The following is a 15,600-nucleotide window of genomic DNA, read 5'->3' on the forward strand; positions in this document are numbered from 1 at the left end:
TCCATGAAGGAATTCCATACCTATACGCTTCCCAACGGTATCCGCGGCATCCACCGTCAGGTACGCGGCAACGTGGCCCACTGCGCGCTCGTCGTGGGCGCCGGCACGCGCGACGAGCTGAAATCGGAGTACGGGCTGGCGCACTTCGCCGAACACGCCTTCTTCAAGGGTACCCAGCGGCGACGCGCCTACCAGGTCAACTGCCGGCTGGAAAACCTCGGCGGCGAACTGAATGCCTACACCACCAAGGAGGACACGACGCTGCACGCCACCGTGCTGCGCGGCGACTTCGCCAAAGCCGTCGAACTGCTCGCCGACGTGGCGTTCCGTTCGACCTTTCCCGAACGGGAACTGGAACGCGAACGCGAGGTGATCTTCGACGAGATCAACACCTACAAGGATTCGCCCGCCGACCGCATCTACGACGATTTCGAAGACCTGCTCTTCGCCGGATCGGCACTGGGACACAACATTTTGGGCACGAAGGCGGCACTGGCCCGCTACCGCTCGGAGCACATCCACGCCTTCGTGCGGCGCACGCACACCACCGATCAGATGGTCTTCTCGTCGATCGGCAACATCGCGCCCCGGCGCATCGAGGCGATCGCCGCGCGGTACTTCGCCGACATGCCCGCCACCGTGCGGTCGTTCTGCCGGACGGCGCCCGCGCCCGTCGCCCCCTTCGAACGAAGCATCGCGCGGCACACGCACCAGTCGCACTGCATCGTCGGAGCACGGGCTTACGGCATCCTCGACCCGAAGCGGCTGCCGCTGGCGCTGCTCGTCAACATGCTGGGCGGCCCGAGCGCCAACTCGATGCTCAACGTCACCGTGCGCGAGAAACACGGACTGTCGTACAGCATCGAAGGCAGCTACACGCCCTACGGCGACGCCGGCATCGTGGCAATCTACTTCAGCTCCGACCACGACAACTGCGACCGCTGCCTGGAACTGGTGCGGGGGCAGATCGACTCCCTGCGCACCCGGCGGCTTTCGACACGGCGGCTGGCGCTGGCCAAGAAACAGTTCGTCGCACAGCTGGCGATCTCGATGGAGAGCAACGAGGGCTACATGCTCGGTGCCGGCAAGAGCTATCTGGTACACAGCGAGGTGGACACGATGGAGGAGGTCTACCGCAAAATCAGCGACTTGCAGGCCGGGGAGCTGTTGGAGGTCGCCAACGAAGTGCTCGCCTCGCCTTCGCTACTCGTTTACAGATGATGGACGCACTCGAAAAATACGTCGACAGCCTCTCCACACCCGAATCGGAACTGCTGCGGGCGCTCGATCACGAGACTCACATGCAGACGATCCAGCCGCGGATGCTCTCGGGACACATCCAGGGAAAACTGCTCGAAATGTTCGTGCGGATGCTCCGTCCGCACAGCATCCTCGAAATCGGCACCTTCACGGGTTACTCGGCGCTCTCGATGGCCGCCGGACTCGGCGAGGAGGCCACGCTCGACACGATCGAGGTGGACGACGAACTGGAAGAGCTGGCGCAGCGTTTCTTCGACCGCTCGCCCTGCGGCGGGAAGATCCGGCTCCACATCGGTTCGGCGCTCGACATCGCCCCGACGCTGGGCGGTCCGTTCGATCTGGTCTTCATCGACGGCGACAAACGCGAATATCCCGCCTACTACCGGATGCTCATGGGCGACGACACGGGGCGGCCGCTCGTGGAAAGCGGCGCTTTCCTGCTGGCGGACAACATCCTCTGGTCGGGCAAGGTGGTAGCGCCCGTCGCCCGCAACGACCTGCACACGCAGCGCATCCTCGAATTCAACCGCACGGTGGCCGATGACCCGCGCGTGGAGAACGTGATCGTGCCGCTGCGCGACGGCCTGAATCTGATACGAGTGAAATAAACATCCGAAGGAAACGATAAAAATCGGCCTTTTTGTTGCATTTTCGGGTTTTAGTTTCTAACTTTACTCGAACCTAAAACCCTCAACCATGAAAACCTACCCGTTTCTGGCAGTTTTCATCTGCCTCTGCGTGAACACCGCGGCGCAGGAGTACAGTTTCAAGTACGGAAAAATCACGCCCGACGAACTCCGCATGACCCTCTACGAACCCGAACCCGATGCCCCGGCCGTCTTCATCTACGACGATACGGACATCCACTACTCCTTCGGCAATTCGATCCAGCTGCTGTGTTATCGTACGGTCAAGATCAAGGTATTCAAGGACGAAGGCGTGAAGTGGGGCGACGTGGCGATCGACTTCGGCAACTACCAGCTGTCGAAAGAGGTCGTCTCCCGCATCGACGCCGCAGCCTACAATCTCGTGGACGGCAAAACGGTCAAGACGCAGCTCAAACGGCAGAATATCTTCGAGGAGGTGCTCGACGAACACACGAAACGGCTGAAATTCTCGATCCCCGAAGTCAGGGCCGGAACGGTAATCGAATACCGCTACCTGCTCACGTCGGACTTCATCGGGCAGATTCCGGACGTCGACGTCCAGCACGCAATACCGGTCGTACGCAGCACGGCGCAGATCTCGATCCCCGAATATTTCACCCACCATATCCACACGCGGGGGTATCTGACGCTGCCGGTCAAAAAGGAGCTGGAAAACGGCGGTGCGGCCGGCTTCTCCGGATTCAGCTATACCAATACCAAATACATCTGCAACATCGATCGGGTGCCCTCGCTCCGCAAAGAGCCGTACGTCTGGCATCTGGACGACTTCCGCGCAGGGCTCGAATTCGAGATCAACGGCCTCGAAATCCCCGGCAGCCTCTACAAGAGCTTCACCCGAACGTGGGCCGACGTCTACGAATCGCTCGACCGGTCGGAGTTCGGGCGTTACGCCGACATCCGCAATCCCTTCAAGGACGAAGTGGCGGCCATCGTGGCACGAAACGCCGACGACGAGCGCCGGCAGCTGCACGAAATCCTCAAATTCGTACAGTCCCGCATCGCATGGGACGGAACCTACCGGCTGACACCCGAGAGTTCGCCCCATGCGGCCGTCGACAAGGGACGCGGCGACAGCGGGTCGATCAACTTCATCCTCGCCGCCGCCCTGCGCGACGCCGGATTCAAACCGGAAATCATCCTGCTCAATCCCCGCTCCGCAGGACGGCTTCCGCTGACCCACGCCACCGACCGCATCCGCACCTTCGTATTGCGGACGAAGCTCAAAAGCGGGGAGACGGTCTACCTCGATGCCACCGACCTCCACTCGGACGTCAACGTCCTGCCCACGCAGCTGCTCGTCGACCACGCCAGACTTTACAGTCCGGAACATCCTTTCGAAAACTGGATCAACCTCTCCTCGCCGGCGCAGAGCGTCGTCCTGTCGCAGATCACGGCCCGTCTGACGGAAGAGGGGGAGTTGGAATGCACCGAAACGGACACCGAAACCAATCAGGCGGCCTACGACCTGAGCCGCCGTTACAGCCGCAGCGAAAATCACGACACGTTCGTACAGGAATACGAGCAGCGGGCCGGCATCACGATCTCGGAGCTGACGGTCGATGGGCTCAATTCGGCCAAAGCACGCATGAAGCTGAACTTCCGCAAGCCGGTCGATTCGGGCGGCGACTTCCTCTATATCTGTCCCACGATCGTCCCCTTCATCGAGAAGAACCCCTTCACCAGTCAGAAGCGCCAGCTGCCCGTGGAGTTCTCGTATCCATACCGCTACCGCATCATCGTTTCGCTGATGCTGCCCGAAGGCTACACCGTGGAGGAACTGCCCAAATCGCAACGCCTGTCCGCCTGCGACGAAGGCATCGCCTGCACGATGCAGTTGCAGCAACAGGGAGCGCTGATGCAATGCCTGTTCGAATTCGACCTGTCGCGCATCATCTTCCCCGCCACCGAATACACCGACCTGAGCGCATTCTACGGATTCGTCATGGACATGTGCAACAGCCGGATCGTCCTTAAAAAGTCATAGCCCATGCGCAGCCGTTTATTACCGTGTCTTCTGCTCACACTGGGCAGCACGGCCGCCGGCACGGCGCAGGAGTACTCCGTCGCAACGCTCGCCGACTCGCTGCGGCAAAACGCTCAGGCAGTCGTCCGGCTCTACGAAACCGATTTCCAATACAATTCGCCCTCCTCGGCGACGGCACGGCACGACATCGTCGTCACGCTGCTGGACCGCAGGGGAGCCAGACATGCCGACCTGGTCTGCTACGTGGACATGTTCAGTTCGCTGAAAAGCTTCTCCGCAGAGATCTGCGACGCCTCCGGCCGCGTGATCCGCAAACTCGGCAAAGGCGACCTGAACTATACCGAATATTCCCAGCATCTGGCCGACGATGCGGCTTACTACTGGCTCGAACCGCCGTTATCGGTCTTCCCATGTACCGTCCGCTACCGTTACGAGACGGCGCACAAGAACGGCATGTTCGGCACGCTGCGTTTCGTCCCGCTGTCGACCGACATCGGCGTAGCACTGGAAAAGGCGCGTTTCCGGCTGTCGACCCCTGCCGGCTATGCGTTCAACTGCCGATGCACGCCCTTCCCTGTCGAACCCGTGCGGCATACGGATCGCGGCCGCGACAACTACGAATGGACATTCCCGTCCCGCACGGCCGTGCTCGACGAACCGCTGATTCCGCCCGCCCGCGAACGGCTGCCGATCCTCTACTTCGCGCCGTCGGAGTTCACCTACGACAAAACGCAGGGGAATATGCAGGACTGGCCCCGTTTCGGCGTCTGGATGGACGGACTGCTCGCAGGCCGCGGGCAGTTGCCGCTCGCGTTGCAGACCGAGGTGCACGCCCTGACCGACACGATCCCCGACAAACGGGAAAAAATCGAGGCGCTCTACCACTATCTGGGACGTACGACCCGCTACGTGAGCATCCAGCTGGGTATCGGGGGCTGGCAGCCGATGGACGCCGCAACGGTCTATGCGAATAAATTCGGCGACTGCAAGGCGCTCTCCAACTACCTGCACGCGATGCTGGCCGCCTGCGACATCGAGTCGTTCTACACCATCATCCACACGCAGAACAAGCATATCCCGCGCGATTTCGCCACACCGGCCATCGCCAACCACGCCATTCTGGGCGTGCCGTGCCAGCGGGACACGCTGTGGCTGGAATGCACCAATACCGACGTTCCCTTCGGCTATGTACATCAGTCGATCGCCGGTCACGACGCCGTGATCTGCCACGACGGCAAGGCCGAAGTCGTCACGCTGCCCGCCTACGCCGACTCGCTCAACACCGAATGCCAGCGCATCGACGTCCGGCTCGACGAGGCGGGCAATGCCAGCCTCTCGCTGTCGAGCGTCAGTCGGGCGCGGCAATACGAGTGGACTCGGCCGATACTGGATCTGGCGCGCGACAAGCAAGCCGATTTCCTGCGCAGGTCGTTCCAACTGCCGCTGGCGCAGGTCGATTCGCTGCGCTGCGAGGAGGTGCTGGACATGCCGCTTCCCGAGATGCACATCCGCGCCTCGATCACCGCGCTGCGCTATGCCAACAAGACCGGCTCGCGCCTGTTCGTCCCCGTAGCACCGCTGCGTTCGGGGCCGGGCCGCTTTACGGCCGAACGCAGGCACGACCTGTGGATCGACAAGGGGTATTGCGATACCGATTCGCTTACGCTGCATCTGCCGGAGGGGTATGTCGTCGAAGCGCTTCCGAAATCCGTAACGATAGAAAACCGCTTCGGAAAGGTCGCATTCGAGGCCTTGTGCAGCGGCGACAGGTTGCACATCCGCATCCGCCTGCTGCGCCGTTCGGGCCGTTACCCGCAAAGCGAGTATGCAGCCTTCCGCGAATTCATGCAGGCCGTCGACCGCGTCTATTCGGCCAAAATCGTCCTGCGCAAGGTATAAACGATCGGTCGGCGACACCCGAAAGGGTAGTCGCCGACCGACTGAAAGGAGCGGCCGAAACCAGCCGCCGTATCCCGAAGCCTACAATTTCGGGTTGTTCCGATGACGCTCCGCGTCGCGGGCGCTCTTCTTGGCGAAATTCGCTTCGACGGCCCGGGTCAGATCGACCCCCGTCTGGTTGGCCAGACAAACCAGCACCCACAGGATGTCGGCCATTTCGTCGGCGAGATTCTCCTTCTCGCCGGCCTTGAACGACTGGTCGCCGTACTTGCGCGCCATGACGCGCGCCAACTCCCCGACCTCCTCCGTAAGAACCGCCATATTGGTCAGTTCGCTGAAATAACGCACGCCGTACTCCTTGATCCACGTATCGACGCGCTGCTGCAATTCACTCAACTCCATATCCGTACAGAAAAAAGGGTATTTCCGGCAGGCGCGGATTTCCGAACGTTTCCGTCAAACCGGCAGGGCAGAGCCGCACCGGCGCAGGAGATTCCCTGACGGGAAGACGAACGCCGGAATCAGACGGTTTCACCCCGCCGCACGGTGCGGCAAGGACGAAATCCGGCTCCGGAGACCCGTCGGTCCGCCCGTATCAAACGAGCTTCAATTCCTTTTTAATCGTCTCGATCTTGGCATCCAGCCCGGCCTCCACACGGTCGAAATCGGCCACCGATTCCAACTCGGCGCGCACGCCGAAGTAGAACTTGATCTTCGGCTCGGTTCCCGACGGACGCACCGAAACCACCGTCCCGTCAGCGGCGAACCACTGCAACACGTTGGACGCCTCCTCCTCGATCGGGGTTTTGGCCCCCGTCCTGACATCGGTCGATTCGAGCAGTTTGAAGTCGTTGATCTTCACCACGGGCGAACCTGCAATCTCCCTGGGGGGATCGGCGCGGTAGTCGACCATCATCTGCTGAATCTCGGCAGCGCCCTCCATGCCCTTGCGGACGACCGACACGAGCCCTTCGCGGAAGAAACCGAACTCCACGTAGAGCTTCTGCAACCACTCGTAGAGCGTCAATCCCATCGTATCCCTCGTCCACGCAGCGGCTTCGGCCACCAACGAGCAGGCCGATACAGCGTCCTTGTCGCGCACGAAATCGCCGGCCAGATAGCCGAACGACTCCTCGCCGCCGCCGATGTAGGTGGCCTTGCCTTCGTTGTTGCGGATAATGCGGGCGATGTATTTGAAGCCCGTGAGACAGTCGTAGCACTTCACGCCGAAATGCGCCGCCATGACGTTGGGCATCTGCGAGGTGACGATCGTCTTGACCACGAACTCCTTGCCGTCGAGGCGCCCCAGCTCCGACCAGCGCGTCAACTGATAGGCCATGATGAGCGACAAGGTCTGGTTGCCGTTCAGCAGAACGTATTCTCCCTTGGCATTGCGCAGCGCGACGCCGATACGATCCGAATCGGGATCGGTGGCCAGCACCAGATCGGCGCCCAGCCGCGAACCCAGCTCGATGGCCTTGGCCATCGTCTTGCGCTCTTCGGGATTGGGGGATTCGACGGTGGGGAAGTTGCCGTCGATGACCGCCTGCTCCTCGACCAGCGAGACGTTCGTGAAGCCCCACTTGCGCAGCGACGCCGGCACGAGCCGCACGCCGGCGCCGTGCAGCGGCGTATAGGCGATCTTCATGTCGTGGAACTTGCCGACGCTTTCGGGCGAGAGCGACAGCGTATGCACCTTATTTAAGTAGATCTCGTCGAACTCCTCGCCCAGCAGCGTGATGTTGCCCGGATTGGCACCCGTGAGGATCTGGTCGATCGAGGTGATCTTCTCCACCTCGGCGATGATGTTGCGGTCGTGCGGGGCCGTTACCTGCGAACCGTCCGTCCAATAGGCCTTGTAGCCGTTGTACTCCTTGGGATTGTGCGAAGCGGTGACCACGACCCCCGAATGGCATTTCAGTTCGCGGATGGCGAAACTCAACTCGGGAGTGGGGCGCAGCTTGTCGAACAGAAAGACCGTAAATCCGTTCGAAGCGAAGATGTCGGCCACACGCTCGGCGAACATCCGCGAATTGTTGCGCGAATCGTGGCCGATCGCCACGCGGATCCGCTCGCCCGCGAAATTCTTTTTCAAGTAGTTGGCGAGCCCCTGCGTGGCCATGCCCACCGTATAGACGTTCATGCGGTTGGTACCCACGCCCATGATGCCGCGCAGGCCGCCCGTACCGAATTCCAAATCCTTGTAAAAGCTCTCGGTCAACTCCTTCCTATCGTGATCCATCAGATAGCGCACCTGCTTTTTGGTCGCTTCGTCGTAGTCGCCGTCGAGCCATTTCTGCGCTTTCGACAGGACCAGCTGCTCTAATTCGTTTGCCATAAATTATTAGTTTTATTTATAAAAAAACAACGATTCATCATTTTAATACTATACGCAAATATACACAAAAAATTCCGAATATTCACTATCAACCAGTTAAAAAACGAGGCTCCGAAAACCCTTATTTTGCTATATATAAAAAATCCGAAAAAGCAACCGAAAACAGAAGATATTTTCACAAATTTATTCACACCTTTGTAAGGCCAAAAAGTACGGGTCTCCGATTCGTTCCTCAGGCAAAAATTCAATCAGACAAAAAAGACTCGCATTGGCGCATGTTCAATAACTCGCAGACATACAGCGATATATGGCAGCTTTGCCTGAACCGGATCAAGGAGCAGACCTCCGCCGAGGAGTTCGCCAAATGGTTCCAGCCCATCGTCCCGCTCGAATTCGACGGAACGACGCTGCGTCTGCGCGTGCCCAACGCCAGCTACGTCTACCAGATCGAGAAAAACTACATCCCGTTCCTGCGTCCGATCATCTCGCAGCTCTACGGCCAGCAGACGCGGCTCCACTACGCCGTGCCCAAAGCCGAGGCGCCGAAACTGGACACTGAAACCGATTCGACGGCCATCTCGCGCTTCGCTACGCAGAACGACACGGCAAATATAAAAAATCCTTTCATCATTCCCGGCCTCAAAAGGGTGCGAATCGACCCGCAGCTCAATCCGAACTACACCTTCTCGACCTTCATCGAGGGGGAGTGCAACCGGCTGGCGCGGTCGGCCGGCATGTCGGTGGCGGTGAATCCCGGCACGACGCCGTTCAACCCCTTGTATATATACGGCGATTCGGGATTGGGAAAGACCCACATCGCACAATCGATCGGCCACGAAGTGTTGCAGCGTCATCCCGAGCTGCAAGTGCTCTACGTGTCGATGAACAAATTCCAGGCCCAGTTCCAGACGGCGCACAAACGCGGCGAAATTCCCGATTTCATCCACTTCTATCAGATGATCGACGTGCTCATCATCGACGACATCCAGGAGCTGACCGGAAAGCCGGGTACGCAGAACGTCTTCTTCAACATCTTCAACCACCTGCACCTGTCGGGCAAGCAGCTGATCCTCACGTCGGATAAGCCGCCCGTCGAATTGAAGGACATCGAGGACCGTCTGCTGACGCGTTTCAAGTGGGGGCTTTCCACCCAGCTCAACCAGCCCGACCACGACACGAAGGTGAAGATCATCCGCGCCAAGGCGCAGAAGATGGGCGCGCAGATCTCGGAAGAGATCGTGCAGTTCCTCGCCGACAACATCTCGGCCAACGTGCGCGAGATCGAAGGCGCGCTGTCGTCGCTGGTGGCCAACGCGTCGTTCCTCGGACGGAAAATCACCACGTCGCTGGCCAAAGAGATTCTCAAAGCCTACGTGCAGCTCTATCAGAAGGAGATTACGATCGAACACATCATCGAGGTGGTATGCGGCTACCTGGCCCTCGATCCCGAACGGTTCAACTCTCCGGAGCGGACGCGCGAGATCGCGCAGGCGCGGCAGATCGCCATGTATCTGGCCAAGCAGCACACCAAGGCACCGCTGGCCACGATCGGCGCGGCCATCGGCGGCCGCAACCACGCCACCGTACTCCACTCGTGCAAGGCGGTGTCGAACCTGCTCGAAACCGACAAGGCGTTCCGCCGGCAGGTCGAGGAGATCGAAAAGCAGGTGTTGGCATAACGCCCGCCCGACATATTATGCTACGGAAAACGCGACCTCGGGTCACGTTTTCCCGTTTCAGTTCCCGAACAAGCATGGACCAACCCAAACTCGAACGGCTGCTGCGGCTGATGAAGATGCTCACGGCCAACACCGAATACACGATCGACGACCTGGCTGAGCGGCTCATGATGTCGCGCCGCACCGTCTACCGCTATATCGACACCTTCCGCGAAGCGGGTTTCGTCATCAAGAAGAGCGGCGAACACATCCGGCTGGACAAGGAGTCGCCGCACTTCAAGGACATTTCGCAACTGATCCATTTCACCGAGGAGGAGGCCGTGATCCTCAAAAGCGCCATCGAAAACATCGACGACGACAACCTACTGAAACAGAACCTCAAACGCAAACTCTACTCGGTCTACGACAACCGCACGCTGGCCGACACGATCGTCAAGGGCCGGTTGTCGGGCATCGTTCACAATCTGGTCGGAGCGATCGCCGAAAAACGGCAGGTAGTACTGCAAGCCTACCGTTCGGCACGCGGAGCCGCCGTACGCGACCGCAGGGTAGAGCCGTTCGCCTTCACCACCAACTACGTCAACATCTGGTGCTACGACACGGAAGACGGCCTCTGCAAGCTCTTCAAAACCTCGCGCATCGGCGCCGTACTGCCGCTCGGCGACGAATGGGCACACGAAGCGGAACACCGCGAAGGTTTCATGGACGTCTTCCGCATGAACGGCCACGACCGGCACCGCATCCGCCTGCGGCTGGGGATGCTGGCGCACAACCTGCTCGTCGAGGAGTATCCGCTCGCCGAACGCGACCTCGCGCCCGACGGCGAGAGCCACTGGCTGCTGGAGACCGAAGTGGCGGGATTCGCCGGCGTCGCCCGTTTCGTCGCGGGATTGCTCGACGACGTGGAGATCGTCGACTCGCCCGAGCTGAAACGCTACGTGGCCGATTATTTCCGGCGCAACGCGGCGGTGATCGCCGACTGAATCCCTCCCCGAACAGCCCCTCCCGACAACATCAAAACGGACAATTCCGTAAAATGATTCCGATATTTTTCTCTTGTGTCAAAACCTGACACGAAGGTTTCGTTCCTTTGCAGTATCGAAAAACCGAAAAACTCAGAAAAGCATGGGAACAGCCTACAAAATCAAGTGCAAGCACTGCGGAACGGAGTTCCAGCACAGTGCATCGGCCTGCTACGGCCTCTATCAGGAGTGCGTCGGATGCGGTTCGTCGGTCGTCGAAACCGACATTCCGATCCGCTGCCCTTCGTGCCTGCACGTGCTCAACCGCACCGAGCAGGAGTTCAACGAACAGGTGGAAGTCGTCATGATGTGGGACTGACCTTCCCGAAAACGTCCCGAAAAGGCCCGAATCCGGCGCCGAACGCGCATTTTCCGAAAAATTTCACTATCTTTGACTTCGTCTTAGATACTCCGTCCCGGCATAACCAAGCTGACGCTTGCTTCTGCGCTCGACTTTCCGTATCTTTGACATCGTCTTGAACAATTAATTCGCATTACGAAAAAATGACGACGCTCCGAGTGGGGGATACGGCCCCCGATTTCACCTCCGTGACGCAGGACGGCCAGCCCTTTACGAAGGCCGACCTCATGGGACAACGCACGATACTCTATTTCTATCCCAAGGACAACACTTCGGGATGCACGCTCGAAGCCAAGAGCCTGCGCGACGGCAAGGCCGAACTGGCGGCCATGGGGTTCCGGATCGTCGGCGTCAGCCCCGACAGCGAACGTTCGCACCGGAATTTCTGCGCCAAACACGAACTGAACTTCACGCTGCTGGCCGACACCGACCACAGCGTTTGCGAAGCGTTCGGCGTCTGGGCCGAAAAGTCGATGTACGGCCGCAAGTACATGGGCGTGCTGCGCACGACCTTCGTCATCGACGCCGAGGGGCGCATCGAAAAGATTTTCACCAAGGTGGACACCAAGAATCACTATCGGCAGATCGCCGATGCTTACAAACAAGCAGAATAACAACGAACGATATGGCAGAAAAACCACAGGCAAACGCGGACAAGCTCAAAGTGCTTAGCGCGGTCATGGACAAAATCGAAAAGGATTTCGGCAAAGGGTCGATCATGCGCATGAACAGCAGCGAGATCGTCGACGTGCCGGTCATTCCCACGGGGTCGATCACGCTCGACATGGCGCTCGGCGTGGGCGGCTATCCCAAAGGACGTGTCATCGAGATCTACGGTCCCGAATCGTCGGGCAAGACGACGCTGGCGATCCATGCGATCGCCGAGGCGCAGAAGGCGGGCGGCATCGCAGCCTTCATCGACGCCGAGCACGCATTCGACAGTTTCTACGCACAGAAACTCGGCGTGGACGTCGACAACCTGCTCATCTCGCAGCCCGACAACGGCGAGCAGGCACTCGAAATCGCCGACTCGCTGATCCGTTCGAGTGCGATCGACATCATCGTCATCGACTCGGTGGCGGCACTCACCCCCAAGGCCGAGATCGAAGGCGACATGGGCGACTCGAAAATGGGCCTGCAAGCGCGGCTCATGTCGCAGGCGCTGCGCAAGCTGACGGCCAGCATATCGAAGACCAAGACCGTCTGCATCTTCATCAACCAGCTGCGCGACAAGATCGGCGTGGTCTACGGCAATCCCGAAACCACGACCGGCGGCAACGCGCTGAAATTCTATGCCAGCGTGCGTATCGACATCCGCCGCATGTCGGTCATCAAGGACGGCGAGGAGCAGCTCGGAACCCGCACCAAAGTCAAGGTAGTGAAGAACAAGGTGGCACCCCCCTTCAAGAAGGCCGAGTTCGACATCATGTTCGGCGAGGGAATCTCCAAGATCGGCGAGATCATCGACCTCGGCGTGGATTACGGAGTCATCAAGAAGAGCGGTTCGTGGTTCTCCTACGGCGACCGCAAACTCGGACAGGGCCGCGACGCGGTCAAGGAGCTCTTCAAGACCGATACGGCGCTCGCCGACGAAATCGAGACGAAAGTGCGCGAGGCGATGAAAGCGCCGCAGCAGAAGTAGCCCACCCGCCCGTCCGAAGCACTCCGGCTGGCGGCCGGAGCGCTTCGACATACGGAGCGCAAACCGAAAACGAGGGATATGGATTACACGGCCGAAGACGAAAAAATCATCGAGGAGCGATGGGAAGACCTGCTCCGTTCCTGTACCAAAATTTGCAGGAAAGATGAGGATTGGGACTTCATCAAGCGCGCCTTTTTCCTTGCGAAAGAGGCGCACGCCGGTGTGCGCCGCCGTTCGGGAGAACCCTATCTGCTGCACCCGATCGCCGTGGCGAAAATCGTCATCGAGGAGATCGGACTGGGAGTCAAATCGGTCGTCGCATCGCTGCTGCACGACGTGGTGGAAGACACAGAATACACGGTCGAAGACATGGAGCGCATCTTCGGCCCGAAGATCGCCTCGATGGTCGACGGACTGACCAAGATGTCGGGCGTCTTCAACGCCGACACGTCGGAGCAGGCCGAATATTTCCGCAAGGTGCTGCTCACGCTCTCGGACGACGTGCGGGTAATCCTCATCAAGATCGCCGACCGGCTGCACAACATGCGCACGCTGGGCGCCATGCCCCTGAACAAGCAGATCAAGATCACCAGCGAGACGATCTACCTCTTCGCGCCGCTGGCGTACAGACTGGGGCTTTTCGCCATCAAAACCGAACTGGAAGACCTCTGCATGAAGTACCGTTTTCCGGAGCAGTACGAGGAGATCAGCCGCAAACTGGACGAGACGGAGGCGTCGCGCCAAGAGTTCATCGCACGCTTCAACGCTCCGATCGTCGAAGCGCTGCGGCACGACGGCATCAATTTCGAGATTTCGGCCCGTGTCAAGAGCATCTACTCGATCTGGATGAAGATGCAGCGCAAACAGATTCCTTTCGAAGAGGTCTACGATCTGTTCGCCATCCGCATCGTCTTCAAACCGCTGCCCTTCCCGTCGGAAAAGACGCAGTGTTACCAGATCTATGCCACGATCACGGACATCTACACGCCCAAGCCCGACCGCCTGCGCGACTGGATCAACACCCCGAAAGCCAACGGTTACGAGGCGCTGCACTCGACGGTGACGAGCCCCGACGGCGTATGGGTAGAGGTGCAGATCCGCACGCAGCGCATGGACGACATCGCCGAAAGGGGAGTGGCCGCCCACTGGAAGTACAAGCAGGAGACCATTTCGCAGAACGAGGACGAGCTGGACAAGTGGCTCAAAAAGATCCGCGATGCGCTCAACTCGCCGACGGAAAACGCCGTCGACTTTCTGGATAACTTCAAGCTGTCGCTCTACACCTCCGAAATCGTCGTCTTCACACCGAAAGGCGAGCCTCGCCGGCTGCCCTTCGGCGCCACGGCGCTCGATTTCGCCTACGACATCCACACCAACGTCGGCAACAAGGCGATCGGCGCGAAGATCAACCATAAGCTCGAACCCGTCACGACGCAGATTTCGAGCGGCGATCAGATCGAGATCATCACGGCCGACAACGCACGTCCCAAAGCCGAATGGCTCGACCTGGTGACGACGAGCAAGGCCAAGCAATCGATCAAGAACTTCCTCAAACGCGAACAGCAGAACAACATCGAACGGGGTATGGCGACGCTCACCGAGCGGCTCGCCAAACTCAATATCAACCTTTCGGGACGTGTACTGCGCAAGTTGGTTCCGGCATACGAATGTGCGACCAAGGAGGAGTTTTACAGCAAAATCGGTGCAGGCATCATCCGGCTGGACGATATAGAGAAGCATCTGAAAGTCAACTCGGCGAGCAAGATCCTGAAATTCTGGACGCTGTTCATCCCCAAAAAGGCGAGGCCGGAGAGCGAGGACGACGAAACGCCGGCGATCGACGAGGCGGCGGACGACACGTCGCCGGAATTCGTCGTCGCCGAGTGCTGCAAACCCATTCCGGGCGACAAGGTCGTGGGATTCCGCGATCCGCAGTCGGGCAAGATCATCGTCCACAAGGCCACCTGCGAGGAGCTGAACCGGCTCGCATCGCAGTTCGGACGCAACATCATCAAGGACGAGATCAAGTGGTCGCAGCACAAGGCCGTCTCCTACCTTTCGACCATCGAGTTGCGCGGCATCGACCGCACGGGCATTCTGCTGGATCTGGCCAATGTCATCAGCCGCGATTTCAGCATCAACATCCGCGAAATAGGCATCCAGAGCCACGACGGCATTTTCGAAGGAACCCTGAGCCTCTACGTCAAAAATGCGGAGAGCCTGAGTGTCGTCCTCGAAAATCTCCGCAAAATAAAGGGCATGGAGAGTGTGAAACGAAACTTATAAGGAGGGAAAATCATGGATATTACCGTTTTAATCTGGGTGGCCATTATCATTCTCTGGAGCGTGAAAACGGCTTCGGATCAGAAGAAGCGTACACAACGGCAGGAGCGGCAGGCCGACGATACGGCCGAAAGGGTAGCGCCCCCAGTCGAGATGGAGCCCCGTCCTGCACGACATGCGAGGCGTCCGGCCGAACAGGAGGCCCGGCGCGACGCGAGGGTAGAGGAAGCTGCCTCCGAACCGCTCGTCGTCGAGGCGGTATCGCTCGAAACGTTCGACGACGAAGCATCCGCCGCCGACACGATTCCCGCCCCAATCGCAACGCACGACGTCAGGCAGGAGACACCCGAAGAGAAGCGTCCGACATGCCCCGCGGCAACGGACGGCCCGCTCGGAGAGCCATTCGATCTGCGGCGTGCGGTCATCTATTCCGAAATACTGAAACCCAAATTCGAAGAATAAAA

Annotated in this window: 13 protein-coding genes; 11 read left to right on the forward strand and 2 right to left on the reverse strand. The window is 59.5% G+C overall.

Annotation, left to right across the window (positions count from 1 at the left end):
- The first annotated feature begins 3 nt into the window (after positions 1 to 3).
- The 4 genes from FMF02_RS12575 (at position 4) to FMF02_RS12590 (ending at position 5,811) form a co-directional block, all read left to right on the forward strand.
- Positions 4 to 1,221: a M16 family metallopeptidase gene (locus FMF02_RS12575; RefSeq protein ID WP_019129401.1), complete on the forward strand. Its 1,218-nt coding sequence runs from the start codon at positions 4 to 6 to the stop codon at positions 1,219 to 1,221.
- On the forward strand, positions 1,221 to 1,868 hold the full coding sequence (locus FMF02_RS12580) for an O-methyltransferase (protein WP_141413662.1): 648 nt from the start codon (positions 1,221 to 1,223) through the stop codon (positions 1,866 to 1,868). Before FMF02_RS12575 ends, FMF02_RS12580 begins: the two co-directional genes overlap by 1 nt.
- Before the next feature lie 88 nt (positions 1,869 to 1,956).
- Positions 1,957 to 3,912 carry a DUF3858 domain-containing protein gene (locus FMF02_RS12585; protein ID WP_141413387.1) on the forward strand — a complete coding sequence of 652 codons (1,956 nt, stop codon included), beginning with the start codon at positions 1,957 to 1,959 and terminating at the stop codon, positions 3,910 to 3,912.
- A gap of 3 nt (positions 3,913 to 3,915) precedes the next feature.
- Positions 3,916 to 5,811 (forward strand): DUF3858 domain-containing protein, encoded by a 1,896-nt coding sequence (locus tag FMF02_RS12590; RefSeq protein WP_141413388.1) that lies wholly within the window; start codon positions 3,916 to 3,918, stop codon positions 5,809 to 5,811.
- 81 nt (positions 5,812 to 5,892) lie between these two features.
- Here FMF02_RS12590 and FMF02_RS12595 read toward each other — a convergent pair whose 3' ends face one another.
- Positions 5,893 to 6,213 (reverse strand): nucleotide pyrophosphohydrolase, encoded by a 321-nt coding sequence (locus tag FMF02_RS12595; protein WP_141413389.1) that lies wholly within the window; start codon positions 6,211 to 6,213, stop codon positions 5,893 to 5,895.
- Positions 6,214 to 6,406: 193 nt separating this feature from the next.
- Positions 6,407 to 8,149, reverse strand: coding sequence for a phospho-sugar mutase (locus tag FMF02_RS12600; protein ID WP_141413390.1), 1,743 nt, complete (start codon positions 8,147 to 8,149; stop codon positions 6,407 to 6,409).
- 275 nt (positions 8,150 to 8,424) lie between these two features.
- Here FMF02_RS12600 and dnaA point away from each other — a divergent pair, with 275 nt between their 5' ends.
- The 7 genes from dnaA (at position 8,425) to FMF02_RS12635 (ending at position 15,598) form a co-directional block, all read left to right on the forward strand.
- A complete protein-coding gene (dnaA, locus tag FMF02_RS12605; RefSeq protein WP_019129395.1) occupies positions 8,425 to 9,828 on the forward strand; it encodes a chromosomal replication initiator protein DnaA in 1,404 nt (467 codons plus the stop codon).
- A gap of 74 nt (positions 9,829 to 9,902) precedes the next feature.
- Entirely contained in the window at positions 9,903 to 10,811 is a 909-nt protein-coding gene (locus tag FMF02_RS12610) for a helix-turn-helix transcriptional regulator (RefSeq protein ID WP_019129394.1), read from the forward strand.
- Positions 10,812 to 10,953: 142 nt separating this feature from the next.
- Positions 10,954 to 11,169, forward strand: a complete 216-nt coding sequence (locus FMF02_RS12615; protein WP_019129393.1) for a hypothetical protein — start codon at positions 10,954 to 10,956, stop codon at positions 11,167 to 11,169.
- A 185-nt stretch (positions 11,170 to 11,354) separates the two neighbouring features.
- Positions 11,355 to 11,825, forward strand: a complete 471-nt coding sequence (gene bcp / locus FMF02_RS12620; protein ID WP_019129392.1) for a thioredoxin-dependent thiol peroxidase — start codon at positions 11,355 to 11,357, stop codon at positions 11,823 to 11,825.
- Positions 11,826 to 11,836: 11 nt separating this feature from the next.
- On the forward strand, positions 11,837 to 12,853 hold the full coding sequence (gene recA, locus FMF02_RS12625) for a recombinase RecA (protein WP_019129391.1): 1,017 nt from the start codon (positions 11,837 to 11,839) through the stop codon (positions 12,851 to 12,853).
- A 78-nt stretch (positions 12,854 to 12,931) separates the two neighbouring features.
- The gene (locus tag FMF02_RS12630) at positions 12,932 to 15,139 is read left to right on the forward strand and encodes a RelA/SpoT family protein (protein ID WP_141413391.1); all 2,208 of its coding nucleotides are present in this window, start codon (positions 12,932 to 12,934) and stop codon (positions 15,137 to 15,139) included.
- Positions 15,140 to 15,151: 12 nt separating this feature from the next.
- Positions 15,152 to 15,598 (forward strand): hypothetical protein, encoded by a 447-nt coding sequence (locus FMF02_RS12635; protein WP_141413392.1) that lies wholly within the window; start codon positions 15,152 to 15,154, stop codon positions 15,596 to 15,598.
- Positions 15,599 to 15,600 lie beyond the last annotated feature (2 nt).

Origin of the sequence: Alistipes communis (genome assembly GCF_006542665.1) — a bacterium.
GTDB classification, from domain to species: Bacteria; Bacteroidota; Bacteroidia; order Bacteroidales; family Rikenellaceae; genus Alistipes; species Alistipes communis.

Bases quoted from the DNA above. Each gene is read 5' to 3' on its own strand.
- FMF02_RS12590 (WP_141413388.1), top strand. From the start codon at position 3,916: ATGCGCAGCCGTTTATTACCGTGTCTTCTGCTCACACTGGGCAGCACG.
- FMF02_RS12600 (WP_141413390.1), bottom strand. From the start codon at position 8,149: ATGGCAAACGAATTAGAGCAGCTGGTCCTGTCGAAAGCGCAGAAATGG.
- FMF02_RS12585 (WP_141413387.1), top strand. From the start codon at position 1,957: ATGAAAACCTACCCGTTTCTGGCAGTTTTCATCTGCCTCTGCGTGAAC.
- FMF02_RS12595 (WP_141413389.1), bottom strand. From the start codon at position 6,213: ATGGAGTTGAGTGAATTGCAGCAGCGCGTCGATACGTGGATCAAGGAG.
- FMF02_RS12630 (WP_141413391.1), top strand. From the start codon at position 12,932: ATGGATTACACGGCCGAAGACGAAAAAATCATCGAGGAGCGATGGGAA.
- FMF02_RS12575 (WP_019129401.1), top strand. From the start codon at position 4: ATGAAGGAATTCCATACCTATACGCTTCCCAACGGTATCCGCGGCATC.
- FMF02_RS12580 (WP_141413662.1), top strand. From the start codon at position 1,221: ATGGACGCACTCGAAAAATACGTCGACAGCCTCTCCACACCCGAATCG.
- FMF02_RS12635 (WP_141413392.1), top strand. From the start codon at position 15,152: ATGGATATTACCGTTTTAATCTGGGTGGCCATTATCATTCTCTGGAGC.
- dnaA (WP_019129395.1), top strand. From the start codon at position 8,425: ATGTTCAATAACTCGCAGACATACAGCGATATATGGCAGCTTTGCCTG.
- FMF02_RS12610 (WP_019129394.1), top strand. From the start codon at position 9,903: ATGGACCAACCCAAACTCGAACGGCTGCTGCGGCTGATGAAGATGCTC.
- FMF02_RS12615 (WP_019129393.1), top strand. From the start codon at position 10,954: ATGGGAACAGCCTACAAAATCAAGTGCAAGCACTGCGGAACGGAGTTC.
- bcp (WP_019129392.1), top strand. From the start codon at position 11,355: ATGACGACGCTCCGAGTGGGGGATACGGCCCCCGATTTCACCTCCGTG.
- recA (WP_019129391.1), top strand. From the start codon at position 11,837: ATGGCAGAAAAACCACAGGCAAACGCGGACAAGCTCAAAGTGCTTAGC.